This window comes from Telluria sp. LT2P80 (assembly GCF_059685955.1).
Genome location: NZ_JCASIO010000004.1, coordinates 309,774 through 333,803, shown reverse-complemented (window position 1 = coordinate 333,803; position 24,030 = coordinate 309,774). Strand labels below are relative to the sequence as shown.

The following is a 24,030-nucleotide window of genomic DNA, read 5'->3' as shown; positions in this document are numbered from 1 at the left end:
TTCAATTGCCACTAGGAATGATGCGTGCGCTTCTGTCCTTTTCTACAATTTTCACAGTAGAATGCACAAGCGCAATGCCAACCACTCTGTTTTATGCCCAAGACCACGCTTCCCATCGAGATCAAGATTTCCACGGTCGTCGCCATTTCGACGATCCTGCACTCGGCAGACCTCGAGGCGATCGATTCCGCACTGGCCTCGATGACGGGCGGCGTGTCGGACTTTTTCGAGGATGAGTTTGCGGTGATCGACGTGAGCGCCTTCACCTCGAGCGCCTGGACGATCGACTGGGCCGCCATCGTGGCGCTGCTCAAGAAATATCGCCTCAACGCTGTTGCCGTACGCGGCGCCAGTCCGTTGATGATCGATGCAATCCGGGCCCAGGGCCTGGCGCTGGACGATGGCTCGGGCGGCGTGCACGCCGGCGGCCACGCCACGCCGCCGCCGCTCGTCGTGCATGCAGCAGCCACGCCTGCACCCGAGCCGGCCCCGGCGCTAGCCGCACCTGCGCCCGCCCCAGAACCGGCCCCGGCCCTGGCCGCCAGCCAGCCGGGCGCGCCCGCCCTGGCGCCGATGGTGATCGACACTCCGGTGCGCGCCGGCCAGCGCATCTATGCGCGCGGCACCGACCTGATCGTGACTGCGGTCGTCAACAATGGCGCCGAACTGATCGCCGATGGCAGCATCCATGTCTACGCGCCGCTCAATGGCCGCGCGCTGGCCGGCGCCTCGGGCAATGCCGATGCGCGGATCTTCGCACTGTCGATGCAGCCCGAGCTGGTTTCGATCGCCGGCGTCTACCGCACGTTCGACGAAGGCTTCCCGACCGACCTGGCGCGTCAGCCGACGCAGATCCGGCTTGTCGGCGACCGGATCGATATCCAGTCGCTCGCGACGCCGTCGCGCGCCTGACCGTTCGAATTGAACAGATACTGAAAAGGACTTATTTGTGGCACGAATTATTGTTGTGACGTCCGGCAAGGGCGGTGTTGGCAAGACGACCTCGAGCGCTAGCTTCGCCTCCGGGCTGGCCATGCGTGGCCACAAGACCGCCGTCATCGACTTCGACGTCGGCCTGCGCAACCTCGACCTGATCATGGGTTGCGAACGCCGCGTGGTGTATGACCTGATCAACGTCGTCAATGGCGAAGCGACCCTGAACCAGGCGCTGATCAAGGACAAGCACTGCGACAACCTGTTCATCCTGCCGGCCTCGCAGACGCGCGACAAGGACGCACTGTCCGAAGAAGGCGTCGAGCGCGTGATCAACGACCTCGTCAAGATGGAATTCGAATTCATCATCTGCGATTCGCCGGCCGGCATCGAGCACGGCGCGCTGATGGCGCTGACCTTCGCCGACGAAGCCATTGTCGTGACGAACCCCGAAGTCTCGTCGGTGCGCGACTCGGACCGCATCCTGGGCATCCTGCAGGCCAAATCGCGCCGTGCCCAGAGCGGCTCGGAGCCGGTCAAGGAACACCTGCTCATCACCCGCTATTCGCCAAAGCGCGTCGACGCCGACGAAATGCTGTCGTACCAGGACGTCCAGGAAATCCTACGCATTCCGCTGATCGGCATCATCCCGGAATCCGAATCGGTGCTGCACGCATCGAACCAGGGCAACCCAGCGATTCACTTCAAGGGAACCGACGTGGCCGAAGCCTATGAAGACGTGGTCGCGCGCTTCCTGGGCGAAGAACGCCCGCTGCGCTTTACCAGCTACGAAAAGCCGGGACTGTTCCAGCGTATCTTCGGAGCCAAGTGAGATGGCACTGCTATCCTTTCTCTTCCCCGAAAAAAAGAAGAGCGCGACAGCTGCCAAGGAACGCCTGCAGATCATCATCGCGCGCGAACGCACCAACCGTGCCGGGCCGGACTTCCTGCCCGCCCTGCACCAGGAGCTGATCGCGGTGATCTCGAAGTACGTCAAGGTCAATCCGGACGACATCAAGGTGTCGCTCGACCGCCAGGGCAACCTGGAAGTTCTGGATGTGAACGTGGTGCTGCCGGATAATTGAACGTGCGCACCCGTGACCGACAAAGCCCGCTTCGCGCGGGCTTTGTTTTGGGCGGTTGTTTTACCCGCCCAGCCAGCGTTACATCACCAGCAGCGGCGCCTTCGCCGTGCCGCTGGTCGCGCCCACGGCATCGTCATCCTCGGCCACGTTGTGGTCGATCCCGGCATTTTCCAGTTCGCGCGCCACGGCCACGCACGCTTCCACGTGCTGCGTGCCCATCCGCTTGAACAGCGTGTAGCCGATGGCGGCCGACGCGATCTGGCCGGCGATCGGCACCATCTTCGCGCTCGACTTGACGGCCACCCGGCCCGCCACGCGCTGGAACAGGCGCAGTACCACGCCACGCGTGACCAGTTTACCCACCAGCATGCCACCGACCGACGCCGCTGCCTTATAGGCAATGATGCGCAGACGCGGATTGAGGCGCTCGATCTGTTTCTGCGTCAGGCCGAACTCGGCGTTGACTTCATCGACCAGGGACGCAAAACCGGTAATATCGGCCAAAAGATCCAGTCCGGGAATGGGCACCGCCGCCACCGCTGCCGACATCGCGGCGCGCTTCTTGACCAACGCCAGGCAGCGCAGGCGCGTGGCCTCGACTTGCGGGCCACTGACGGGCACGCGGTCTTCAGGAACAGTCACATCTTTGCGTCGAAACAACATAATCTCACCCTTTTCGTTATTCAGATTTCATTTGAAATCCAGTGTACCCCTATGACATGACGCCGTACGTGGTCCCTTTAACACAACAGTCGCAACGATAAGCGAAAAAACAGTATTTACCTTTAGCACTATTTTGTAAAAGTCTGATATATTCATTTTTAACTTTGTAGGAGTCTTCCTACAGTGCAAACTTTCACACTTGTCCTATCATGAAGATCGCTGTTCTGGAGCAAGACCGCCCGCAAGCCGACCTGATTTGCCAGGTCCTCAGTGCTGCCGGCCACAACTGCCAATCGTTTGACAGCGCCCGCGACCTGCTTGCGCAACTGCGCAAAGATAGTGCCGACATGCTCGTGATGGACTGGAACGTTCCGGATATGGATGGCGCCGAAGTGCTGCGCCGCGCCAAGGAAAAGCTGGCGTCGCAGGCGCCGACGATGTTCCTGGTCGGCAATAACGCAGAAGACGACATCATCGCCGGCGTCAACGCCGGCGCCGACGATTACCTGATCAAGCCGCTGCGCCGCGGCGAACTGGTCTCGCGTGTGTCGGCCCTGCTGCGCCGTGCCTACCCGTCGCAAAACAGCGCCGAGCAGCTGCAGTTCGGCCCGTACACCTTCGAAACCCGTCCGGGCCGCCTGCTCAAGGATGGTTCCGTCATCGACGTGACGCAAAAGGAATTTTCGCTGGCCCTGCTGTTCTTCCGTAATATTGGCCGGCCGCTGTCCCGTGCCTATATCCACGAGTCGGTCTGGGTCCGCGACAATGACGTGCCGTCGCGCACGATGGACACGCATGTGTCGCGGGTACGCAATAAACTGCACCTGCGTCCCGAGAATGGTTTTCGGCTGGTGCCCGTCTACAGCTATGGTTACCGCCTGGAAAAACTAGGCGCCTGACCCGGCTTCTGAAGCCCTGCCCCCATGAGGGTATAATGACCGCAGTCATTCACCCTCTACCCTCCCCAGAATGCAACTTCTCGCCGTTGGCCTGAACCACACGACCGCACCGGTCTCGCTGCGCGAGCAGCTGGCGCTCGCGCCCGACCAGATCGGCACGGCGGTGCAGTCAGCGCGCGGCTGGTTCGCGCGCAATGGTTCTACGGGCAACGAGGAAGCGGCGATCCTGTCGACCTGCAACCGCAGCGAGCTGTATGCGGCCACCAGCCTGCCGGACCCCCTCGACGCATCGGCGCAATTTCTGGCCCATTACCACGCGCTGAACTACGCCGAGCTGCGCCCCCACCTGTACCTGTTGCCGCAGGACGACGCTGTACGCCATGCGTTTCGCGTTGCCTCGGGTCTCGATTCGATGGTGCTGGGCGAACCGCAGATCCTGGGCCAGATGAAGGACGCCGTGCGCACCGCCGACGAGGCCGGCGGCCTGGGCACCTATCTGCACCAGATGTTCCAGCGCACCTTCGCCGTGGCCAAGGAAGTGCGTTCGAGTACCGAGATCGGCGCGCACAGCGTGTCGATGGCCGCGGCTGCCGTGCGCCTGGCGCACCGCATCTTCGACCGCATCGCCGACCAGCACGTGCTGTTCATCGGCGCCGGTGAAATGATCGAACTGTGCGCGGCGCACTTCTCGGCGCAGAACCCGAAATCGGTCACCATCGCCAACCGCAGCATGGAGCGCGGCGCGCTGCTCGCCAGCCGCTACAACGGCCGCGCGGTCGGCCTGGCCGAGCTGCCCGACTGCCTGCACCAGTTCGACATCGTGATCTCGTGCACTGCCTCGACGCTGCCGCTGATCGGTCTGGGCATGGTCGAACGGGCCGTCAAGGCGCGCCGCCATCGCCCGATGTTCATGGTCGACCTGGCCGTGCCGCGCGATATCGAACCCGAAGTCGCGCGCCTGGACGATGTGTTCCTGTACACGGTCGACGACCTGGCCCAGGTGGTGCAGACCGGCATGGAAAGCCGCCAGGCGGCCGTGCGCCAGGCCGAAGCCATCATCGAAACGCGCGTCGAATCGTTCATGCACTGGGTGGGCGACCGCGCCGTGGTGCCGGTGATCCGCGACCTGCACGAGTCGAGCGAGGTGCTGCGCCTGGCCGAACTCGAACGCGCACGGCGCATGCTGGCGCGCGGCGACGATGCCGATGCCGTGCTCGAAGCCTTGTCCCGTGGCCTGACCGCCAAGTTTCTGCATGGCCCGCAACAGGCGCTGCACCATGCCCAGGGCGACGAACGCGCGCGCCTGGCCAGCCTGCTGCCGCAGCTGTTTCGCAGTCGCCGTTAGCGCACCTGTTCTCTGGCGGCCTGCCCGCCCGCGCCATGCCTGGCGCATCCTGGCTGCACCCCCCGGCCTGCCCGATTTCTTTTTCCCTGATACCGCCCATGAAACCTTCCATGCTCTCCAAGCTGGACCAACTTGCCAACCGCCTGGTCGAGCTGGACGAACTGTTGATGACCGAAGGCGTCACCGCCGATATGGACAACTACCGCAAGATGACGCGCGAGCACGCCGAGCTCTCGCCGCTGGTGGCCGTGTACCGCCAGTACGAAAGCGCGCTGGCCAATACCGCCGAAGCGCAGGAACTGCTGCAGGACCCGGAAATGAAGGAGTTCGCGCAGGAAGAAATCGAAGCGGCCAAGGTGCGCATGACCGCACTGGAGCAGGACCTGCAAAAGATGCTGCTGCCGAAGGACGCCAACGACGAGCGCAATATCTTCCTGGAGATCCGCGCGGGCACGGGCGGCGACGAATCGGCGCTGTTCGCGGGCGACCTGCTGCGCATGTACACGCGCTTTGCCGAGCGCAATCGCTGGCAGGTCGAGATGGTGTCCGAGTCGACGTCGGACCTGGGCGGCTACCGCGAGGTGATCGTGCGCATTGTCGGCAACGGCGCCTATTCGAAGCTGAAATTCGAGTCGGGTGGCCACCGCGTGCAGCGCGTGCCGGCCACCGAGACGCAGGGCCGCATCCACACGTCGGCCTGCACGGTCGCGGTGATGCCCGAGGCCGATGAAGTCGAAGACATCGACATCAACCCGGCCGACCTGCGCATCGACACCTACCGTGCCTCGGGCGCGGGCGGGCAGCACATCAACAAGACCGATTCGGCCGTGCGCATCACCCACCTGCCGACCGGTCTGGTGGTCGAATGCCAGGACGACCGCAGCCAGCACAAGAACAAGGCGCAGGCGATGAAGGTGCTGGCTGCGCGCCTGAAGGATGCCCAGTTGCGCGAACAGCAGTCGAAGGAAGCGGCCACGCGCAAGAGCCTGATCGGTTCGGGCGACCGCAGCGAACGCATCCGCACCTATAACTTCCCGCAGGGCCGGCTGACCGACCACCGCATCAACCTGACGCTGTACAAGCTCGACTTCATCATGGATGGCGACCTGAGCGATCTGACCAATGCGCTGGCCTCGGAGCACCAGGCCGAGCAACTGGCGGCGCTGGGCGATTAAAGGCCCGTTAAGTTGCCTGATTGAAAATGGCTGGCGGCCGGCCATAAGGTTTGTGAGAAAATGGCCGCTACCGTGCCCATGCCAACAAAACCACCGATCATGCAACCTACCAACCGCCAGGCCCTGTTCATCATCTCCTTCATCAGTTTTGCACTGGTCGGCTTTGCCCTCTATCTGCAACACAGCCTGGAAATGCGGCCTTGCCCGCTGTGCGTGATCCAGCGGTATTTCTTCCTCGGTATCGGCCTGGCCGCCCTGGTCGGCGCCTTCAGCGGCAAGATCAGCGGGAGCGTCGTGGTCGGGCTGGTGGCTGCCGTCGGCGGCCTGATCACGGTCGGCAAGCACCTGTACGTGATCGCCAACCCCGGTTTCTCGTGCGGCATCGATCCGATGGAAACCATGCTCAACAAGATCCCGACCGCCGAATACCTGCCGTGGCTGTTCCGCGCCGATGGGCTGTGCGAAGGCGCGACCGACAAGGTGCTGGGCCTGGCCATTCCGCAATGGTCGGCCGTCTGGTTCGTGATCCTCACGGTGCTGCTGGGCTGGGTGCTGATGCGCCAGCTGCGCCGCACCAACGCATGATCCAGGCCGGCGTCACCCTGGCCCAGGCGCGCCTGGCGCTGCCGCTCGATGCGCTGGAAAACCGCATCCTCCTGTGCCATGCATTGCACCTGCCGCGCGTGGCGCTGATCACGCAATCCGAGCGTGTCCTGAGCACCGACGAAGCCACGCTGCTCAATGGCCTCGTCGCACGGCGCCTGGCTGGCGAGCCGATCGCCTACATTGTCGGCGAACGCGAATTCTTCGGGCTGCCATTCAAGGTCACGCCGGCCGTGCTGATTCCGCGGCCCGATACCGAACTGCTGGTCGAACTCGCGCTCGAGCGCCTGGCGCCGCAGGCACGCCTGCTCGACATGGGCACCGGCAGCGGCGCCATTGCGGTCGCGGCTGCCCACACCCGGCCCGACCTGGCCGTCACCGCCCTCGACGTCAGCGACGACGCCCTCGCCATTGCGCGCATGAACGCCGCTGCCAATGGCGCGCGCGTGCACTTCGTGCGCAGCGACTGGTTTGCCGGACTGGGCGACGCGCGTTTCGATTTAATTGCCTCGAATCCCCCGTACATCGTGGCCGGCGACGTGCACCTCAGCGAAGGCGATCTGCGCTTCGAGCCGGTGGATGCGCTGACCGACCACGCCGACGGCCTGTCCGACCTGCGCCAGATCGTCGATGGCGCCGGTACGCATCTGGACGCCGGCGGCTGGCTGCTGCTCGAACATGGCTACGACCAGGCCGGCGCCGTGCGCGCATTGCTGACGGCGCGCGGTTACGGCGACGTGCAAAGCTGGCGCGACCTGGCCGGCATCGAACGCGTCAGCGGTGGCCGGCGCGGCGCGTAAGGCGCGCCGGCCCGTAGATGGACTTGTTAAAATGACCAGTCCCGTCAACGGAGCCCGCATGCGCATCCTGTTTGCCTCACTTGCTTTGCTCGTGCCGCCTGCCTGCGTCGCTGCGGCCACGCCCGCCGTTCCACCTGTCGTTATTCCCGTCGCCGTGCAGCCGGCCAGCGCGACCGAAACACCGGCTGCGCAGGCGGCCCAGCTGTTCGAGCGCGACTGGCAATGGCAACTGCGCCGTGCGCCCGAACGCGCCACGGCCCTGGGCGAGCAGCGCTACAACGCTTATCTGACCGACACCTCGCTGGCCGCGCGCGCGCAGGCGATCGAACACGAGCGCGCCATGCTGGCCGCGGCGCGCGCGATCGACCGCAGTACACTTTCGCTTCAAGACCAGCTGTCGCTCGACCTGTTCAGCGCCGACAAGCAGCGCGTGCTGGCGGGCGCTGCCCTGACGCCGTTCGATCCGCAACCGCTGACCGCCTACGACGGCCTGCACGTGCAACTGCCGCGCCTGGTGGCGCAGATGCCGTTCATGACCGACGCCGATTACCAAACGTATCTGGCGCGCCTGCAGGCGCTGCCGGCCCACGTCGATGGCCTGATCGAGCAGCTGCGCGCCGGCCGCCAGGCCGGCTGGACCACGCCGAAGGCGGCGCTGGCGCCGGTGCCGGACGCCTTGCGCGTGCTGCGCGAAGGCCTGCAGGACGGCCCGCTGGGCGCGCCGTTCAAGCGCATCCCTGCATCGATCGCGCCCGAAACGCGTGAGGCATTGCGCGCTGCCGGCGCGGCCGCGCTGGCCAATACCGTCGCGCCCAGCCTGCGCACGCTCGAAACGTTCCTGCGCCAGGACTATCTGCCGGGCGCGCGCGCAACGATCGGCGCGAGCCAGCAAGCCGGCGGCGCCGACTGGTACGCCCAGCTGGTGCGCACCAGCACCAGTACGGCGCTCACGCCGGCCCAGGTGCATGCGCTGGGCTTGCAGGAAGTCGCGCGCCTGCGCGCCGCGATCGAGGCCGTGATTCCGCGTACCGGTTTTCGCGGTGGTTTTGCGGAATTCATCGTGTTCGCGCGGAGCGACCGGCGCCTGTATTTCACGGATCCTAACGCCCTGCTCGACCGCTACCGGCGCACGCTGGCGCTGGCCCAGGCGCGTCTGGGCCGCGTGGTCAGCAGCGTGCCGGCGGCCGGCATCGTCGTCAAACCGATGGGCGCCAACAGCAGCGGCCAGCCGGCTGCGTACTACGAGGCTGGCAGCGCGCAGCGCAGCGCCGCGCTGGTGGTCGACAATGTGCGGCTGGACGCGCGGCCGATGTGGCAGGTCGACACCATCGCGCTGCACGAAGCGGTGCCCGGCCACCATCTGCAGGTGGCACGCGCGCAGGAACTGGCGCTGCCGGCGTTTCGCCGTCATGGCTGGTACGACGCGTTCGGCGAAGGCTGGGCGACCTACGCCGAAGGCCTGGGGCCGGAGCTCGGGCTGTTCAAGGACCCGTTCTCGCTGTTCGGGCACCTGAACGAAGAGATGTTCCGCGCTGCGCGGCTGGTGGTCGACACTGGCATCCACACGCTTGGCTGGTCGCGCCAGCAGGCGATCGATTACCTGACCGCGAATACAGCCAATCCGCCGGCGGACAACGAGGCCGAGGTCGATCGCTACATCGCCCGCCCGGCGCAGGCACTGAGCTACAAGATCGGCCAGCTGCGCATCCTCGCGCTGCGCAACAAGGCGCGCGCGGCCCTGGGCGCCAGGTTCGATGCGCGGCGTTTCCATGATGCGGTGCTGGGCAACGGCGCGCTGCCTTTGAAAGAACTGGAACGTCAGGTCGACCGCTGGATCGCGGCCCCGGACACGCCGGTCTCGGCGCCGATGCTGGAAGCGCCGCGGGACGACACGTTCAATGCCGAATTCGAATCGGTTGTCCCGGTGCCTGAACCGGTGTTCGAATTCGACTTCACGTTCGACGGCGAAGTCCCGCCCGGTCTTGAACCCGGCCCGGCGCCCGATTTCGTACCGCCTGCCAGACCCGCCCCGCCGCCCGCTGCGCCGTCGTACCGGGCACCGCCCTGGCGCGAATGATGAGCGCCCGAACGTGGAGTCCGATTTTCGGTTAATCTCTGCACCAACCGAAACAGGCAGTATAAGAAAGGAAACACCGTGTCGAACCAATTCAACCGCCGTCTGGCCCTGCTGGGCGACGACGAACACCGCGCCTTGCTGGGCCAGGGCCTGCGCGGCATCGAGCGCGAAACGCTGCGCGTGGATGCTGCCGGCCAGCTCGCGCGCACCCCGCATCCCCCTGCCCTCGGTTCGGCACTGACGCACCCCAGCATCACCACCGACTACGCCGAGGCGCTGATGGAGTTCATCACCCCGGTCGAGCACGATATCTCGCTGGCGCTGCACCGCCTCGATGCGATCCACCGCCATGCTTACACCAAGCTGGGCGACGAAATGCTGTGGGGTATGTCGATGCCGGGCGAATTGCCGCCCGAAGAAGACATCGAGATCGCCTACTACGGCACCTCGAATATCGGCCAGCTCAAGCACGTGTACCGGCGCGGCCTGGCGCTGCGCTATGGCAAGGCGATGCAGTGCATCGCGGGAATTCACTACAATTACTCGCTGCCGGAAAAGCTGTGGCAAGTGTTCGCCCAGGACGAAGGCATCGTCGAAGAACGCCGTCACGCGCTGCGCGATTTCCAGTCCGAAAGCTATATCGCGATGGTGCGCAACTTCCGCCGCTATTCGTGGCTGCTGATGTACCTGTTCGGCGCCACGCCGGCCTTGACCACGAGCTTCCTGCGCGGCCGTCCGCACGCACTCGAGACGCTGTCCGATGACACGCTGTACCTGCCGTACGCGACCAGCCTGCGCATGAGCGACCTCGGTTACCAGAACGATGCGCAGTCGGGCCTGCGCCCGCACGAGAACAGCCTGGAAAGCTACGTTACCAGCCTGATGGACGCGGTCAATCGCCCGTATCCGCCGTACCAGGAGCTGGGCACCAAGAAAGACGGCGAGTGGATCCAGCTGTCGACCAACGTGCTGCAGATCGAGAACGAGTACTACTCGACGATTCGCCCCAAGCGCGTGATCCGCACCGGCGAGCGTCCGGTGCAGGCGCTGTGCAACCGCGGCGTGCAGTACATCGAGGTGCGCTGCATGGACGTCGATCCATACGAGCCGGTCGGTATCTCGCTCGAGACGGGCCGCTTCCTGGACGCGTTCCTGCTGTTCTGCGCCCTCGAAGAAAGCCCTTTGATCAGCGACCATGACAGCGCCATGCACGCCCGCAATTTCGCGCGCACGGTCAAGGAAGGCCGCCGGCCCGGCCTGACGCTCACGCGCGACGGCCTGGAAGTGCCGCTGGCGACCTGGGCGCTCGAGCTGATCGAGCGCATCCGGCCCGTGGCGGCATTGCTGGACGACGGGCACAACGAGGGCGACGTGCACACCGCCTCACTTGGCCGTCAGAAAGCCAAGATCGAGGATCCGGCGCAGACGCCATCGGCACGCGTGCTGGAAGAAATCCGCGCGCTCGGCTCGGCCGCGGCATTCGGCCTGCAGCAAAGCACGCTGCACGCAGCATCGTTCCGCGACAGCCCCTTGATGCCGGCCGAAGAAATGCTGTTCGACGAAATGGCTGCCGTCTCGATCGCCGACCAGATGATCATCGAGCAAACCGATACCGGCAACTTCGACGCCTTCGTCGCGGCGTACAACAGCAGTACACTGTGCGGCAATAACTGAGGCTGCAGCGCCCGCCTCACCTGCACCAACGCACGAGGACCACTTGCTCACGTTTTATAACGAACACCATGCCCAGCATGAGGGCCGCGCCGCAATTGGGCGCGGCGAGCTGGCGCCGTGTTCCGAAAAACCCGAGCGCGTGGCGATGGTGTTGAAAGAGTGCGAGCGGCGCGGCCTGGGCGCCATCGTCACACCGCACGGCGTGCCCCTGATGACGCTCGAGCGCGTGCACAGTCCGCGCTACCTGCACTTCCTGCGCACGGCCTGGAGCGAGTGGCTGGCACTCGATCCGGCCAACGCCGGCAAGGATGCCTTTCCGGCCGTGTGGCCGGTGCGCACGCTGCGCAGCGACATCGAACCCGAGAACTTCTGCGCCCGCCTGGGCCTGTACTCGATGGATTGCAGCACGCCGCTCACCGCCGGCACCTGGATCGCGGCCAAGACGGGCGCCGACTGCGCCGTCAATGCCGCCCACGCCTTGCAGCGCGGCGAGCGCGGCACTTTTGCGCTGACGCGCCCGCCCGGTCACCACGCGGGCAGCGATTTCTTCGGCGGTTCGTGCTTTCTGAATAACGCGGCGCTGGCAGCCCAGCATCTGCTGGACGACGGGCGCGAGCGCGTCGCCATCCTCGACCTCGATTACCACCACGGCAACGGCACCCAGAGCATCTTCTATGGCCGCAGCGACGTGCTGTTCATTTCGATCCACGCCGATCCGCGCGTCGCGTACCCGTTCTACCTGGGCCACGCCGACGAAACCGGCAGCGGCGCAGGCATCGGCCACACGATGAACCTGCCGCTCGCACCGGGCAGCAGCAGCGCCACCTGGTTCGCGGCGCTCGAAACGGCGTGCGTGAAGATCGCGATGACACGTCCGCAGGCGCTCGTGGTCTCGCTGGGCGTCAACACCTTCGCCCATGGCAACGACCCGCGCTTTTATCTGCAGGGCGGCGACTTCCTGCGCATCGGCGAGCGCATCGCGCATCTGGGGTTGCCGACCGTGTTCATTTTCGAAGGCGGCGCCATCAGCCCGGAGCTGGGCATCCATACCGTCAACGTGCTCGAAGGCTTCGAGACCGCGGCCGAATAGCGCGCTCCCGCCCCATTTTTTCATTCACCTGTATCTGCCCATGACCTCCCCCAGCACCATCGACTGGCACTTCTCCCGCTTCGCCGACCTGACCCCGTTCGACCTGTATGACGTGCTGGCCGCGCGCCAGAACGTCTTCATTCTGGAGCAGACGTGCCTGTACCCGGATATCGACGGTTATGACCTCGAGGCGCATCACCTGCTCGGCTGGCGCGACGTGGACGGCAAGCGCCAGCTGGCCGCCTACCTGCGCGTGCTGGCGCCGGGCGCGAAGTACGACGAGATGTCGATTGGCCGCGTCATCACCACGCCGGCCGCGCGTGGCAGCGGCGCCGGCCGCGCGCTGCTCGACCAGGGCATCGCGCATGCCGAAGCGCTGCACCCGGGCCACCGCATCCGCATCGGCGCCCAGCAATACCTGGAGCGCTTCTATGCGAGCTTCGGCTTTCAGACGGTGTCGGCGCCGTACGACGAAGACGGCATCATGCATATCGACATGCTGCGTTAAGCGCTTTATACGTGTCAGGATGCAGCCACCCGGCCGGCGCCGAGCAGGATGACCGCGCCGGCCAGCAGCAGCCAGGCGGGTGGTTCATGCTCCGCAACCGGGTTGGCGGTGGCAACGACACACTCGGGATCGACCACGCCCGGTGTCGTTGCCGCAGCCCTTGATGGGCCGAGGATAAAAAACAATACCGCACCGAAGATCGGCAAAAAGTGGGGCATGACGGGCTCGCAGCAATAAAGTCCCGAGCATCGCCGATGGGTCAGCGCCGACCTGTGCGCCGGATCATCCATGTGCACCGCCTCTGGCCTGCACGCCACACACACGACGACTGCGGCTTGGCCAGTCGACAAACCACCAACGTTGCGGCGAAAAAAAAGCCAGAGCACGCAGCTCTGGCCATGGCGGCGAGCACCCGTATGGGCTTACTCGACCTTGTTCAGGGTCACTTCAAACACCAGGCCCGCATTCGACGGGATCGGTCCGCGGCCGGCCGCGCCGTAGGCCAGTGCCGCCGGGATCAGGAGCGTGCGCTTGCCGCCGACCTTCATGCCCGTCACACCCTGATCGAAGCCGGTGATGGTATCGCGGCTGCCCACGGTGAACGCAAATTCGCTGGCTTCCTGGCGCGTGCCCTTGAAGTCGCTCGCGGTCGCGCTGTACAACCACAGCGTATAGGCAACGGTGGCGCGCTTGCCGGCCACGGCTTCGGCGCCGGTGCCAACGACGTTGTCGGTCTTGGTCAGGGCAGCAGGGCTGCTCACGGCTGGCTGAGCGGGCGAATCATCGCTGCCACCGCCACAGGCGCTCAGGGCGAGCATGGCGGCAAAGGCGGCGATCAGGGGGAGCTTCATCATGGGACATCCTTGACTGAAAAATTACACGAAGTAGGTACGAGGAACCGGGTATTACGAAACCTCGTACCTTATCGAATCAGCCACATGAAACTGTCCCGACTTTGTCTAAAAATTGTAGTTAAGCAAATTTCCGCGTATCAAATTTCGATCTGCGTGCCCAGCTCGATCACGCGGTTGGTCCGGATCTGATAGTAGTCGGCCGCGCTGCGGGCGTTGCGCGACATCGCCACGTACAGGTGCTCGCGCCATGGCGCCATGCCGCCGCCCGGCGCCGAGATCACGGTCTGGCGCGCGATGAAGAACGACGTTTCCATCATTTCGAATTCCAGGCCCAGTGCGGCGCTGCGCTGCAGGATGTCCGGAATATCGGCCTCATCCTTGAAGCCGTAATGGATATTGAGCTGGTAGCAGTTGTGGCCCAGATCATTGATGACGATCTGTTCGTCCGCCGGCACCCACGGCTCTTCGCGCATGTGCACGGTGAGGAAAACGACGCGCTCGTGCAGCACCTTGTTGTGCGACAGATTGTGCAGCATCGCGTGCGGCACGCCATCGCTTTCGCCGCGCAGGAAGATGGCCGTGCCGGGCACGCGCGTCGGTGGCGCCACGAACAGCGACTCCATGAACGCTTCCAGTGGAATCGCGTGCTTTTGCAGGTTCGAGAACACCAGTTCGCGGCCCCGTTTCCAGGTCAGCATCAGGGTCAGCAGCACGGCGCCCATCAGCAGCGGGAACCAGCCGCCGTGGAACAGCTTCGTCGTGGTGGCGGCAAACAGCATGATGTCGATCGTCAGGAAGAAGCCGGTCGCCATCAAGCACATCCACAGCGGCAAGTGCCAGCGGTAGCGCGTGACGAAGAACGTCAGGATCGTCGTGGCCATCATCGTGGCGGTCACCGCAATGCCGTAGGCGCCGGCCAGCTCGTCGGATGAGCCGAAGCCGATCACGGCGATCAGCACCACCACCAGTTGCAGCCAGTTGACGGCCGGGATATAGATCTGGCCGATCTCGCTTTCGGATGTGTGCATGATGCGCATGCGCGGCAACAGGCCCAGCGCAATGGCTTGCTTGGTCATCGAATAGGTGCCCGAGATCGTTGCCTGCGAGGCGATCACGGCGGCCATCGTCGACAGGATCACCAGTGGAATCACGCTCCACGCGCCGAGCTGGTAATAGAACGGGTTTTCCACTGCAGCCGGCTGCATGATCAACAGGCCGCCCTGGCCCAGGTAGTTCAGGGTCAGCGCCGGATACGCGATCAGGAACCAGGCCCAGCGGATCGGCTTGGCGCCGAAGTGGCCCATGTCGGCGTACAGCGCCTCGGCGCCAGTGATGGCCAGCACCACCGCGCCCAGCGCGATAAATGCCAGCATTTTATTTTCCAGCATGAAGCTGAGTGCATGCCACGGATTGAGCGCATTCAGGATCACCGGTGCTTCGATGATATTGACGATGCCCATTGCGGCCAGCACCAGGAACCAGACCGCCATCACGGGACCGAAGAAGCGGCCGATGCCGGCTGTGCCATGGCGCTGCACGCTGTACAGGGCCACCAGCACCACCACCGCCAGCGGCACGACGTATTGCGACATGCCGGGCGCGGCGACCTCGATCCCTTCGATGGCGCCCAGCACCGAGATCGCTGGCGTAATCACGCTGTCGCCATAGAACATCGTGGCGCCGATGACGCCGATGGCCAGCAGCGGGAAGCTCCATTTGGACGTACGCGGTATCGAACTGGTGGCCAGCGCCATCAGGGCCATGATGCCGCCCTCGCCACGGTTGTGCGCGCGCAGCACCAGGATCACGTACTTGAGCGAGACAATCAGCGTCAGGGCCCAGAAAATCAGCGAGATGATGCCGAGGATATTCGGCGTATTGAGCGGCAGGCCGTGGTCTTCGTCGAACACCGCGCGCAGCGTGTACAGAGGGCTCGTGCCAATGTCGCCATAGACGATCCCGACAGCTGCCAGGGTCAGGGCTGCCAGGCTGCTTTTCTTGTTATCTGAGGTCAAGAGTCACCATCGCTGTAGTATTGGTGCGGCGCACCAAAAAATGAAGTGGTTGGAATTGCAAGAAGATTCGGTTGTGCATCATACACCTGTGTAAAACCGGTGGCACGCCAGCAGCGTGCCAGGTATTCAGTGATAATGTCGGCCCTGCAACCTCGCCCCTCCTCTCCATGCGTTCCGGCATTATTTACGCGGCCCTGGCCTTCTTCTGCTGGGGCCTGTTCCCCATTTATTTCCATGCCCTGGGCGAGGTGCCGCCGCTGCAGATCCTGGCGCACCGCATGCTGTGGTCACTCGCTTTTCTCCTGATCCTGCTGTTGCTGCGGCGCGACTGGAAGTGGCTGCAGGTCGTGCGCCAGCCGCGCGTGTTCTTCAGTTTCGTGCTGTCCGCCCTACTGCTCAGCGCCAATTGGCTCGTGTATATCTGGTCGGTGATGAACCACCATGTGATCGAGGCCAGCCTCGGCTATTTCATCAATCCCCTGGTCAATATCGTGCTGGGTTATCTGATCCTGAAGGAACGCATGCGTCCGCTGCAGTGGGCTGCCATCGGCGTGGCGGCGCTGGGCGTGGCCTGGCTGACCTGGCAAGCCGGCACGGTGCCGTGGATCGCGTTGTTCCTGGCGCTGTCGTTCGGCGGCTATGGCTTGCTGCGCAAGACGGCTGCGCTGGGACCGCTCGAGGGATTGTCGTTCGAAACCATCGTGCTGTTTCCACTGGCGGCCGGCTACGTGATCTGGCTGACGGTGCACGGCCAGAACGTGTTCATCAATACGGCGTCGGACACCACGCGCTGGCTGTTGATCATGGCCGGCCCGCTCACGGCGATCCCGCTGCTGCTGTTTGCCACGGGTGCGCGCAAGATTCCGCTGTCGATCCTGGGCCTGTTGCAATACCTGTCGCCGACGCTGCAATTTCTGCTCGGCGTGTGGTTGTTCAAAGAAGCGTTCTCGGCCGATCGCCTCGTCGGCTTCGTGCTGATCTGGAGCGCGCTGGCGCTGTTCGCCGGGGAAGGATTGCTGCGCCGGCAGCCTGCTGCCGCCAAGGCCTGAGAGGGCAGATTTGCCAAGAAATCCTGTGTTGGCTGCGGGTTCTGTCGTATCCTGTGCACCTCGAACAACACCAGAGTACAAGCATGGCCAATTACGTCTATACCATGAACCGCGTGGGCAAAATCGTCCCACCGAAACGCCAGATTCTGAAGGACATTTCCCTGTCCTTCTTCCCGGGCGCCAAAATCGGCGTGCTGGGCCTGAACGGCTCGGGCAAATCGACCCTGCTGAAAATCATGGCCGGCATCGACACCGACATCCAGGGCGAAGCCCGCCCGATGCCGGGCCTGAACATCGGCTATCTGCCGCAGGAACCGCAGCTCGACCCCGAAAAAACCGTGCGCCAAGAGGTCGAGTCGGGCCTGGGCGAAGCGTTCGAAGCGCAAGCCAAGCTCGAAGCGGTCTATGCAGCATACGCCGAAGAGGACGCCGATTTCGACGCGCTGGCCAAGGAGCAGGAACGCCTGGAAGCGATCATCTCGTCGTCCGATGGCGGCAACCTGAACCTGCAGCTGGAAATGGCCGCCGACGCGCTGCGCCTGCCGCCGTGGGATGCCAAGATCGCCGTGCTGTCGGGCGGTGAAAAGCGCCGCGTGGCGCTGTGCAAGCTGTTGCTCTCCAAGCCCGACATGCTGCTGCTCGATGAACCGACCAACCACCTGGATGCGGAATCGGTCGAGTGGCTCGAGCAATTCCTGCTGCGCTTCCCGGGCACCGTGGTCGGCATCACCCACGATCGCTACTTCCTCGACAATGCCGCCGAATGGATCCTCGAACTGGACCGCGGCAGCGGCATTCCATGGAAGGGCAATTACTCGTCGTGGCTGGACCAGAAGCAGGCGCGCCTGAAGCAGGAAGAATCGACCGAATCGGCGCGTCAGAAAGCCCTGGCGAAAGAACTCGAATGGTCGCGCCAGAATCCAAAGGCACGCCAGGCCAAGTCGAAAGCCCGCCTCGCGCGCTTCAACGAACTGTCCGAGTACGAATATCAGCAGCGCAACGAGACGCAGGAGATCTTCATTCCCGTGGCCGAGCGCCTGGGCAATGAAGTCATCGAATTCAAGAACGTCTCGAAAGCCTTTGGCGACCGCCTCCTGATCGACAACCTGTCGTTCACCGTGCCGCCAGGCGCGATCGTCGGCATCATCGGCCCGAACGGCGCCGGTAAGTCGACGCTGTTCAAGATGATCACAGGAAAAGAGCAGCCGGACAGCGGCGAGGTCAAGATCGGCCAGACCGCGCGCGTGTCCATCGTCGACCAGCACCGCGACGAACTGGCCAATGCCAAGAGCGTGTTCGAGGACGTCTCGGGCGGCGCCGACATGCTCAGCGTCGGCCGCTTTGAAATGCCGTCGCGCGCCTACCTGGGCCGCTTCAACTTCAAGGGCTCGGACCAGCAAAAGATCGTTGGCAACCTGTCCGGTGGTGAGCGTGGTCGCCTGCACCTGGCCAAGACGCTGCTGCAAGGCGGCAACGTGCTGCTGCTCGATGAACCGTCAAACGATCTGGACGTCGAAACCCTGCGCGCGCTGGAAGACGCGCTGCTAGAGTTTGCCGGCAGCGTGATGGTCATTTCCCACGATCGCTGGTTCCTGGATCGCATCGCGACCCACATCCTGGCGTTCGAGGGTGATTCCCAGGTGACCTTCTTTGACGGTAACTATCAGGAATACGAAGCCGACAAGAAGAAGCGTCTGGGTGAAGAAGGCGCCAAGCCGAAGCGGATTCGCTACAAGCCGCTCACGACCTGATCGCATAATTCAGCTCGTCATAGCAAGTCCACCGCCAAGCGGACTTGCTATGTGCGGAAACGGAACGCGGTTCACCTGCAATACTATGCAATCTCGTCCGCAACGATCACCACCATCAGGCGATCCCGGTGCCGTCCGCGGCCGCAATTGGCGTAACCATTCCAGCTTACTGCGGCAATAGCGTCCCGGGCGGGACCTTTTTTTACGGTGTGCCCGCTTAATCGCGGCAGCACTCTGCTGATCGACAACATCGCCGCATTAGGTCAAGCTATGCGGCTGGCACATTCTCGCTACCCATTTCTCATCGATGCCTGGCCATGCGGCCCGACCACGCTTATGCAATCTGGACCTTTTGCGCCAACTGCTGGCGCGCCGTAGAGATCGTATTTTCCAAAGTGTTGTACGAAAACGGCAGGCTCAAGGCAACGGCAAGCATTCTCTGTGAATGCCATTATCCGCACTACCGCATGGCTGACGATAATGACTATGCAAATCGACCATCCTGCACAACGACGCCATGCGCCACGGCCATTGCGCGCAAGCGCACGACCGGCCCTGCTCATTACTGCTCCGCTTTATATTCAGGGTATGCAGCCCCAACGCAGGACCTAATCTTGCCACCGTGGGTCAAGTACCCAATGGGACAGTTGTTGCTTGCATGGTAACGGTAAGCTGTCCGTCCCTCCATCTTGGTCAAGATGTACGTTGCACATCCCTATCCCTGATGACTATTATTTTTGTCTAAAATTCACATTGTAGTACCTACACACCTATTGCATGCTACCATCTATTTTAAAATATAAATATTGTTTTAATATCACTCCCTGCAATCACGGGAATCCATTTTCAGGCTTATCATGAAGCAAAAAAAACGCGTCGGTATCGTCACCACATGGTTCGAGCGAGGTGCTGCATATGTGTCGCGTCAGTACAAAACACTGTTAGAAGACGAATGTGAGGTCTTCATCTATGCTCGCGGTGGAGAAGAATATGCCATAGGTGATCCGAAGTGGGATGGGCCGAACGTTACATGGGCCAGTCCTTGCCGTATCCAGATCACGATGGCGATCAACCTCGACGAATTCGTTCGCTGGATCAAAAACAATGAACTGGACATCGTCTTCTTTAATGAACAGCATTGGTGGCCAGCAGTTCTGGCGGCAAACGACGCCGGCGCAATCACCGGCTCTTACATTGATTATTACACTAAAGAAACTGTACCCTTTTTTGGTATTTTTGACTTTTTGATATGTAATACCAAACGTCACTTATCCGTTTTTGAGAAACATCCAGCAGCCCATTATATTCCTTGGGGTACCGATATAGAGTTGTTCAAGCCTCATACAACCGAGCTTGTCGATCCCGATCGGGTCAGCTTCTTCCATTCCGGCGGCGTCAGTCCACATCGCAAAGGCTGCGACGCCGTGATTGAAGCGTTTTCGCGCTTAAACGGTCCATGTTCGCTAGTAATCCACGCCCAGCGGGAACTGAAAAAGCATTTCCCTCATCTTGCAGAAAAGATCAGCCAACTGGAAGCTGCGGGTCGCCTAGTGTGTCATGAGAAAACTGTCTCGGCGCCTGGACTATTCCATCTTGGCGACGTATATGTCTACCCAACGCGGCTGGAGGGAATTGGCCTGACCATCATGGAAGCGGGCGCTTGCGGATTGCCCGTGATCGTCACTGACACCGGCCCGATGAACGAGTTTATTGCCGATGGTGAAAATGGCAGCCTCGTCAAGGTCGAACGGTTCGAGCAACGCTCGGACAATTATTACTGGCCACAAGCATTTTGCGATGTCGACGATTTGACTGTGAAAATGCAATGGTACGTCGACCGCCCGGAACAAATTGCGAGCATGAAGCAACACGCGCGCGACGTCGCTTTGGAGCGATTCGACTGGGCTAGCCAGAAGGCCGAGATCGTCGAGCTGTTTAAGCACGTTTCGAAACGGCCTGAAGAGAATGCACTCAAACAGGCAATTTTAAAATTTGAGGCGCGCCGAGATGGCCTCAAGACTCCATCGGCTCTGTACACGAATTTTCATGCATGGGCGTATCGACGCCATCCTCGATTCTTCGCGGTCTGCTCCGCCATTATGGTGTTCCTGAAATCATTGAAACCAAAAGAAAGCGCGTAATGATTCGTGTCCTGAGCATTTTTGGCACCCGGCCGGAAGCAATCAAGATGGCCCCATTGGTAAAGAAGCTGGCCTGTTACCCTGATGAGATCGAGGTAGTCAATTGTGTGACCGCCCAGCACCGGCAAATGCTCGACCAGGTTTTGAGCCTGTTCGAGATCACGCCCGAGATCGATCTAGATCTGATGCGTACGGGACAGGATCTGTTCGATCTGACGTCGAACATCATCCTGCGCATGCGCGATGTTTTCAAAGAGGTCAAGCCAGATATCTGTCTCGTGCATGGTGACACCACTACATCGGTCGCAGCAGCACTGGCCGCCTTCTACAGCCAGGTTGCGGTCGGCCATGTGGAAGCGGGCCTGCGCACCCATCTTCGCTACTCTCCTTTCCCGGAAGAGTTGAACCGGCAGTTGACAGGCAGGTTAGCCAGCTACCATTTCGCGCCGACGATCCAGGCAAGGGACAACCTGCTGAGCGAGGGTATTGCTCCAAGTACGATCACCGTCACTGGTAATACCGTCATTGATGCCTTGCTGGATGTCGATCAACGCATTGATCGAAACCCCGTGCTGCGTTCACGACTGTCCGACAAGCTGAAGAAAGCCGGTTACGCGGTTACGGATCGCCCCTTCATCTTGGTCACTGGTCATCGACGCGAGAATTTTGGCAGTGGTATTGAAAGTATCTGCCACGCATTGCGCGCGCTTGCACTGACGCGCCCGGGGCACGACTTCGTGTATCCAATGCACCTGAATCCCAACGTGCGGGCACCAGTTCTTCAAATCTTGTCCAATCTGCCGAACGTGGCCCTGATTGAGCCACTCGATTATGCGGAGTTCATCTTCCTAATGAAGCATTCTTACCTGATCCTGACCGATAGCGGCGGCATCCAGGAGGAAGGCCCGAGCCTGGGCAAGCCGATTCTCGTCACTCGCGATACAACCGAGCGCCCGGAAGCAATTACAGCCGGCACCGCGGTGGTAGTGGGGACAGATATGAGGCGTATCGTCGACGCTGTGAACAACTTGATAGACGATAAGGCCCGTTACAACGCGATGGCCAATGCCACGAATCCCTATGGTGACGGCCATGCCGCCGACCGGATCGTAGAAGTCATCCGCACGGTGAGCAAATGCAGCTAAGACTAGTACTGGTTGGCGCAAAAAATCATCGCCCACGTTAGTTATAGATGAGAATTGAACTGCTGAGCTAATCCGAATCGGACCTTTTTGACATCTACAGGTCCTAAAGTGAAAGCCTTTAGGTTTGCCAAGCCGTTTGTACAACTCTCCGTATTAAATCAGTCTGAGCGACGTCAGATGCTCGATTACCTGCGCCCAGCGGCTTGTCTGACTAGTAAAGGGTACTCATCGACGAGCCCCGTAACTGAATGTTATCGTCTGGAATTCGAACGCTGGTGCCGTAATCGCGACAGCCACGCAAATGACCTGTAGCGCATTCGCTGCTGCCAATGTGGACAGCATATCAACGACCTCACCAGCACATGCTGTCACGGCTCAGGTGGCGCGGCAGAAGTTGAACTGCTTGGATGCTACGCTAGTGCGCGACACGCTAAGTAGGTTCTTATCCATAGCAATATGCATCTCAATGACTCCAAAGTTTTTCTTATGGAATCAAGCATGATCTTATAAAAACATCAGTGCCAAATCGTCAAAGTGGATGACATGGTTCTGCTCGAATCCTGATTTGGAACGCCTAATTTCAATTAATTTTCGCAAGAAATCAAGTAAGTCATGCATGCGATGTCAGTTAAACTCGAAGGGTAGGCAAGTATTCCGTTGCCCAACTAAGGCATGTTAGGTGATATCTTTAATTGTTATAACAGAAAAATGGCCCAGTCGAGATTCAACTAGGCCATTTATCGAGGTTCGACTTTAATACCCGCACCCGTCAAAGCGCTTGCCGGGCGGATTTAAGTTCTAATTGCAGTTACTACATCCTAAGTTAGAACGAGTATTTCGCGCCGATGGTCAGTGCGTTTGGACGCACGCCGAAGTCACGGGTGCCGCCGAAACGCTCGTATTCAGCGATCACAGCCACGTCCTGGTTGATGTTGTACTGAACACCCAGGGCGCCGTAGGCGTTGTTGTCGCTGTCGCGACGGCTCAGCGACGAGTTGATTGCCGACAGTTCGTTCACGTCATGCGACACGCCCAGCTTGGCGTAACCAACCAGCTTTTCGGTCAGCGGCGAGCTGAACTTTGCTGCGACGTAGGTCGAACGGCCATCGACTTGGCCACTGGCGTTGATTGCGCCCAGGCTGTAGTAGATGTCAGCGCTGCGGTAGTCGGTGTGACCGACTTCCACTGCCCAGTTCGGGGTGAACTCGTAGCCACCGAACAGCTTGGCCGACGCCTTGATAGTGTCGATGTCAGCGCGGCTTGCGCCTGGAACGCGCGACTCATAGTCGGTAGCGACTGCACCGGCGCCGACGTAGGCGCGCGGGGTGAATTCTTGGGCCTGGACAGCCGACACAGCGGCGGTGGTGGCGAGCAGGGCAACGATCAGCTTTTTCATCTCTAAATTCCTCTTTTTGTTCATCTAGTTCGTGATTCACAATGAATCGCGATAGGGTCAAGATAACACTGTCGAAAGATCAAGTCCGTCGCGATTCCGTAAGAACTGTAAGAAAGTGTAACTAAATGACCCAATAGTAAGTAATATTTGCCATCCTTTAAGCGATATTACTTGGTACTTAGACGATGTTCCTGAAAGTTAGATTGATTCTAGCTTGTAATGATTTTGTCATCTTATTGATCCCATGCAACCAATATTGTTGCGTGTCGCCCGCCATCAGCAGCAGACTGCCATCGGTCAACGGTATCCGAACTGTCTGTTTGTTGTGTTTGTGTTTCAAAACAAACGTACGTTCCGCGCCAAAACTGAGTGATGCGATCGCAGGTCGCGGCCCCAATTCGGGCTCATCGTCGCTATGCATACCCATGCTGTCGCGCTCGTTACGGTAGTAGTTCAGCAGGACGCTGTTGAAGGTATGCCTGGTCGCGGCTTCTATCGCGTCGCGCAAGACCGTGAGCAAAGGTGTGAACGGCGTCGCCTGCAGGCGCAGGCCGGAATAGGCGTAGGCTTTGTCGCCATACCAGGCACTCAACCGGGGTTGCAGGTGCTGCTTGCCGTAGACGACGACGGTTTCTTCGCGCCAGTCGGTTTCGGCCAACAGGCGTGCGAAGACTTCGGCATTGGACCAGGGTAGTGGCAGCTGGGCCATCCAGCCCAGTTCACCATCTTCGAGCGGCAGCGGGAGCAGGCCCGCTTGCGGTGCAAATAAATCCATCGACAATCATCACGCCAGGCATGGTGAAGACCACCATGGCGTCATTCTCGCA

General features: G+C 61.5%; 22 protein-coding genes. 16 read left to right on the top strand and 6 right to left on the bottom strand.

Annotation, left to right across the window (positions count from 1 at the left end; all coding sequences use genetic code 11):
• The first annotated feature begins 93 nt into the window (after window positions 1-93).
• From minC to minE, 3 genes are read left to right on the top strand one after another with little or no spacing between them, the layout of a single operon-like run.
• A complete protein-coding gene (minC, locus tag AC56LW_RS13285; protein WP_499634927.1) occupies window positions 94-912 on the top strand; it encodes a septum site-determining protein MinC in 819 nt (272 codons plus the stop codon).
• A 37-nt stretch (window positions 913-949) separates the two neighbouring features.
• The gene (gene minD, locus AC56LW_RS13280; RefSeq protein ID WP_183554767.1) at window positions 950-1,765 is read left to right on the top strand and encodes a septum site-determining protein MinD; all 816 of its coding nucleotides are present in this window, start codon (window positions 950-952) and stop codon (window positions 1,763-1,765) included.
• Between the two features lies 1 nt (window position 1,766).
• On the top strand, window positions 1,767-2,018 hold the full coding sequence (gene minE / locus AC56LW_RS13275; RefSeq protein WP_183554769.1) for a cell division topological specificity factor MinE: 252 nt from the start codon (window positions 1,767-1,769) through the stop codon (window positions 2,016-2,018).
• A gap of 78 nt (window positions 2,019-2,096) precedes the next feature.
• On the opposite strand, the gene AC56LW_RS13270 is transcribed toward minE, so the two are convergent.
• A complete protein-coding gene (locus AC56LW_RS13270) occupies window positions 2,097-2,660 on the bottom strand; it encodes a hypothetical protein (protein ID WP_499634924.1) in 564 nt (187 codons plus the stop codon).
• 230 nt (window positions 2,661-2,890) lie between these two features.
• Between AC56LW_RS13270 and AC56LW_RS13265 the strand changes: the two genes are divergently transcribed.
• The 9 genes from AC56LW_RS13265 (at window position 2,891) to AC56LW_RS13225 (ending at window position 12,852) form a co-directional block, all read left to right on the top strand.
• Window positions 2,891-3,580 (top strand): response regulator transcription factor, encoded by a 690-nt coding sequence (locus AC56LW_RS13265; protein ID WP_332531809.1) that lies wholly within the window; start codon window positions 2,891-2,893, stop codon window positions 3,578-3,580.
• Window positions 3,581-3,650: 70 nt separating this feature from the next.
• A complete protein-coding gene (gene hemA / locus AC56LW_RS13260; RefSeq protein ID WP_332531808.1) occupies window positions 3,651-4,925 on the top strand; it encodes a glutamyl-tRNA reductase in 1,275 nt (424 codons plus the stop codon).
• A 98-nt stretch (window positions 4,926-5,023) separates the two neighbouring features.
• Window positions 5,024-6,100, top strand: coding sequence for a peptide chain release factor 1 (gene prfA / locus AC56LW_RS13255; protein WP_332531807.1), 1,077 nt, complete (start codon window positions 5,024-5,026; stop codon window positions 6,098-6,100).
• Window positions 6,101-6,199: 99 nt separating this feature from the next.
• Window positions 6,200-6,685, top strand: coding sequence for a disulfide bond formation protein B (locus AC56LW_RS13250; protein ID WP_332531806.1), 486 nt, complete (start codon window positions 6,200-6,202; stop codon window positions 6,683-6,685).
• A complete protein-coding gene (gene prmC, locus AC56LW_RS13245) occupies window positions 6,682-7,503 on the top strand; it encodes a peptide chain release factor N(5)-glutamine methyltransferase (protein WP_499634920.1) in 822 nt (273 codons plus the stop codon). The genes AC56LW_RS13250 and prmC overlap by 4 nt, the downstream gene beginning before the upstream one ends.
• A 58-nt stretch (window positions 7,504-7,561) precedes the next feature.
• Complete coding sequence (locus AC56LW_RS13240) at window positions 7,562-9,580, top strand: DUF885 domain-containing protein (protein WP_499634917.1); 2,019 nt, start codon at window positions 7,562-7,564, stop codon at window positions 9,578-9,580.
• A 78-nt stretch (window positions 9,581-9,658) separates the two neighbouring features.
• Window positions 9,659-11,254, top strand: a complete 1,596-nt coding sequence (gshA, locus tag AC56LW_RS13235) for a glutamate--cysteine ligase (RefSeq protein ID WP_499634914.1) — start codon at window positions 9,659-9,661, stop codon at window positions 11,252-11,254.
• A gap of 43 nt (window positions 11,255-11,297) precedes the next feature.
• Window positions 11,298-12,344, top strand: coding sequence for a histone deacetylase family protein (locus tag AC56LW_RS13230; protein WP_499634912.1), 1,047 nt, complete (start codon window positions 11,298-11,300; stop codon window positions 12,342-12,344).
• 40 nt (window positions 12,345-12,384) lie between these two features.
• Window positions 12,385-12,852: a GNAT family N-acetyltransferase gene (locus tag AC56LW_RS13225; RefSeq protein WP_258836954.1), complete on the top strand. Its 468-nt coding sequence runs from the start codon at window positions 12,385-12,387 to the stop codon at window positions 12,850-12,852.
• A 14-nt stretch (window positions 12,853-12,866) separates the two neighbouring features.
• Here the strand turns inward: AC56LW_RS13225 and AC56LW_RS13220 are convergent, their stop codons facing one another.
• From AC56LW_RS13220 to AC56LW_RS13210, 3 genes are all read right to left on the bottom strand, one after another.
• Window positions 12,867-13,070, bottom strand: coding sequence for a hypothetical protein (locus AC56LW_RS13220; protein ID WP_499634909.1), 204 nt, complete (start codon window positions 13,068-13,070; stop codon window positions 12,867-12,869).
• A 204-nt stretch (window positions 13,071-13,274) separates the two neighbouring features.
• On the bottom strand, window positions 13,275-13,706 hold the full coding sequence (locus AC56LW_RS13215; RefSeq protein ID WP_332531799.1) for an FKBP-type peptidyl-prolyl cis-trans isomerase: 432 nt from the start codon (window positions 13,704-13,706) through the stop codon (window positions 13,275-13,277).
• Between the two features lie 137 nt (window positions 13,707-13,843).
• Window positions 13,844-15,721 carry a potassium transporter Kup gene (locus AC56LW_RS13210; protein WP_332531798.1) on the bottom strand — a complete coding sequence of 626 codons (1,878 nt, stop codon included), beginning with the start codon at window positions 15,719-15,721 and terminating at the stop codon, window positions 13,844-13,846.
• A 167-nt stretch (window positions 15,722-15,888) separates the two neighbouring features.
• Between AC56LW_RS13210 and rarD the strand changes: the two genes are divergently transcribed.
• The 4 genes from rarD to wecB all read left to right on the top strand — a co-directional run bounded on the left by rarD (window position 15,889) and on the right by wecB (window position 21,807).
• Window positions 15,889-16,770: an EamA family transporter RarD gene (gene rarD / locus AC56LW_RS13205; protein WP_499500273.1), complete on the top strand. Its 882-nt coding sequence runs from the start codon at window positions 15,889-15,891 to the stop codon at window positions 16,768-16,770.
• 83 nt (window positions 16,771-16,853) lie between these two features.
• Window positions 16,854-18,521, top strand: coding sequence for an energy-dependent translational throttle protein EttA (gene ettA / locus AC56LW_RS13200; protein WP_183554795.1), 1,668 nt, complete (start codon window positions 16,854-16,856; stop codon window positions 18,519-18,521).
• 857 nt (window positions 18,522-19,378) lie between these two features.
• A complete protein-coding gene (locus AC56LW_RS13195) occupies window positions 19,379-20,662 on the top strand; it encodes a glycosyltransferase family 4 protein (RefSeq protein ID WP_499634906.1) in 1,284 nt (427 codons plus the stop codon).
• The gene (wecB, locus tag AC56LW_RS13190; RefSeq protein WP_499634904.1) at window positions 20,662-21,807 is read left to right on the top strand and encodes a non-hydrolyzing UDP-N-acetylglucosamine 2-epimerase; all 1,146 of its coding nucleotides are present in this window, start codon (window positions 20,662-20,664) and stop codon (window positions 21,805-21,807) included. Before AC56LW_RS13195 ends, wecB begins: the two co-directional genes overlap by 1 nt.
• Window positions 21,808-22,630: 823 nt before the next feature.
• Here the strand turns inward: wecB and AC56LW_RS13185 are convergent.
• Together AC56LW_RS13185 and AC56LW_RS13180 are read right to left on the bottom strand one after the other, a co-directional pair.
• Complete coding sequence (locus AC56LW_RS13185) at window positions 22,631-23,203, bottom strand: porin family protein (protein WP_499634902.1); 573 nt, start codon at window positions 23,201-23,203, stop codon at window positions 22,631-22,633.
• A gap of 178 nt (window positions 23,204-23,381) precedes the next feature.
• A complete protein-coding gene (locus AC56LW_RS13180; protein WP_499634900.1) occupies window positions 23,382-23,978 on the bottom strand; it encodes an alpha-ketoglutarate-dependent dioxygenase AlkB family protein in 597 nt (198 codons plus the stop codon).
• Between the last annotated feature and the right edge of the window lie 52 nt (window positions 23,979-24,030).

Bases quoted from the DNA above. Each gene is read 5' to 3' on its own strand.
- minC (WP_499634927.1), top strand. From the start codon at position 94: ATGCCCAAGACCACGCTTCCCATCGAGATCAAGATTTCCACGGTCGTC.
- minE (WP_183554769.1), top strand. From the start codon at position 1,767: ATGGCACTGCTATCCTTTCTCTTCCCCGAAAAAAAGAAGAGCGCGACA.
- AC56LW_RS13265 (WP_332531809.1), top strand. From the start codon at position 2,891: ATGAAGATCGCTGTTCTGGAGCAAGACCGCCCGCAAGCCGACCTGATT.
- hemA (WP_332531808.1), top strand. From the start codon at position 3,651: ATGCAACTTCTCGCCGTTGGCCTGAACCACACGACCGCACCGGTCTCG.
- prfA (WP_332531807.1), top strand. From the start codon at position 5,024: ATGAAACCTTCCATGCTCTCCAAGCTGGACCAACTTGCCAACCGCCTG.
- AC56LW_RS13250 (WP_332531806.1), top strand. From the start codon at position 6,200: ATGCAACCTACCAACCGCCAGGCCCTGTTCATCATCTCCTTCATCAGT.
- prmC (WP_499634920.1), top strand. From the start codon at position 6,682: ATGATCCAGGCCGGCGTCACCCTGGCCCAGGCGCGCCTGGCGCTGCCG.
- AC56LW_RS13240 (WP_499634917.1), top strand. From the start codon at position 7,562: ATGCGCATCCTGTTTGCCTCACTTGCTTTGCTCGTGCCGCCTGCCTGC.
- AC56LW_RS13225 (WP_258836954.1), top strand. From the start codon at position 12,385: ATGACCTCCCCCAGCACCATCGACTGGCACTTCTCCCGCTTCGCCGAC.
- AC56LW_RS13220 (WP_499634909.1), bottom strand. From the start codon at position 13,070: ATGCCCCACTTTTTGCCGATCTTCGGTGCGGTATTGTTTTTTATCCTC.
- AC56LW_RS13215 (WP_332531799.1), bottom strand. From the start codon at position 13,706: ATGATGAAGCTCCCCCTGATCGCCGCCTTTGCCGCCATGCTCGCCCTG.
- rarD (WP_499500273.1), top strand. From the start codon at position 15,889: ATGCGTTCCGGCATTATTTACGCGGCCCTGGCCTTCTTCTGCTGGGGC.
- ettA (WP_183554795.1), top strand. From the start codon at position 16,854: ATGGCCAATTACGTCTATACCATGAACCGCGTGGGCAAAATCGTCCCA.
- AC56LW_RS13195 (WP_499634906.1), top strand. From the start codon at position 19,379: ATGAAGCAAAAAAAACGCGTCGGTATCGTCACCACATGGTTCGAGCGA.
- wecB (WP_499634904.1), top strand. From the start codon at position 20,662: ATGATTCGTGTCCTGAGCATTTTTGGCACCCGGCCGGAAGCAATCAAG.
- AC56LW_RS13185 (WP_499634902.1), bottom strand. From the start codon at position 23,203: ATGAAAAAGCTGATCGTTGCCCTGCTCGCCACCACCGCCGCTGTGTCG.
- AC56LW_RS13180 (WP_499634900.1), bottom strand. From the start codon at position 23,978: ATGGATTTATTTGCACCGCAAGCGGGCCTGCTCCCGCTGCCGCTCGAA.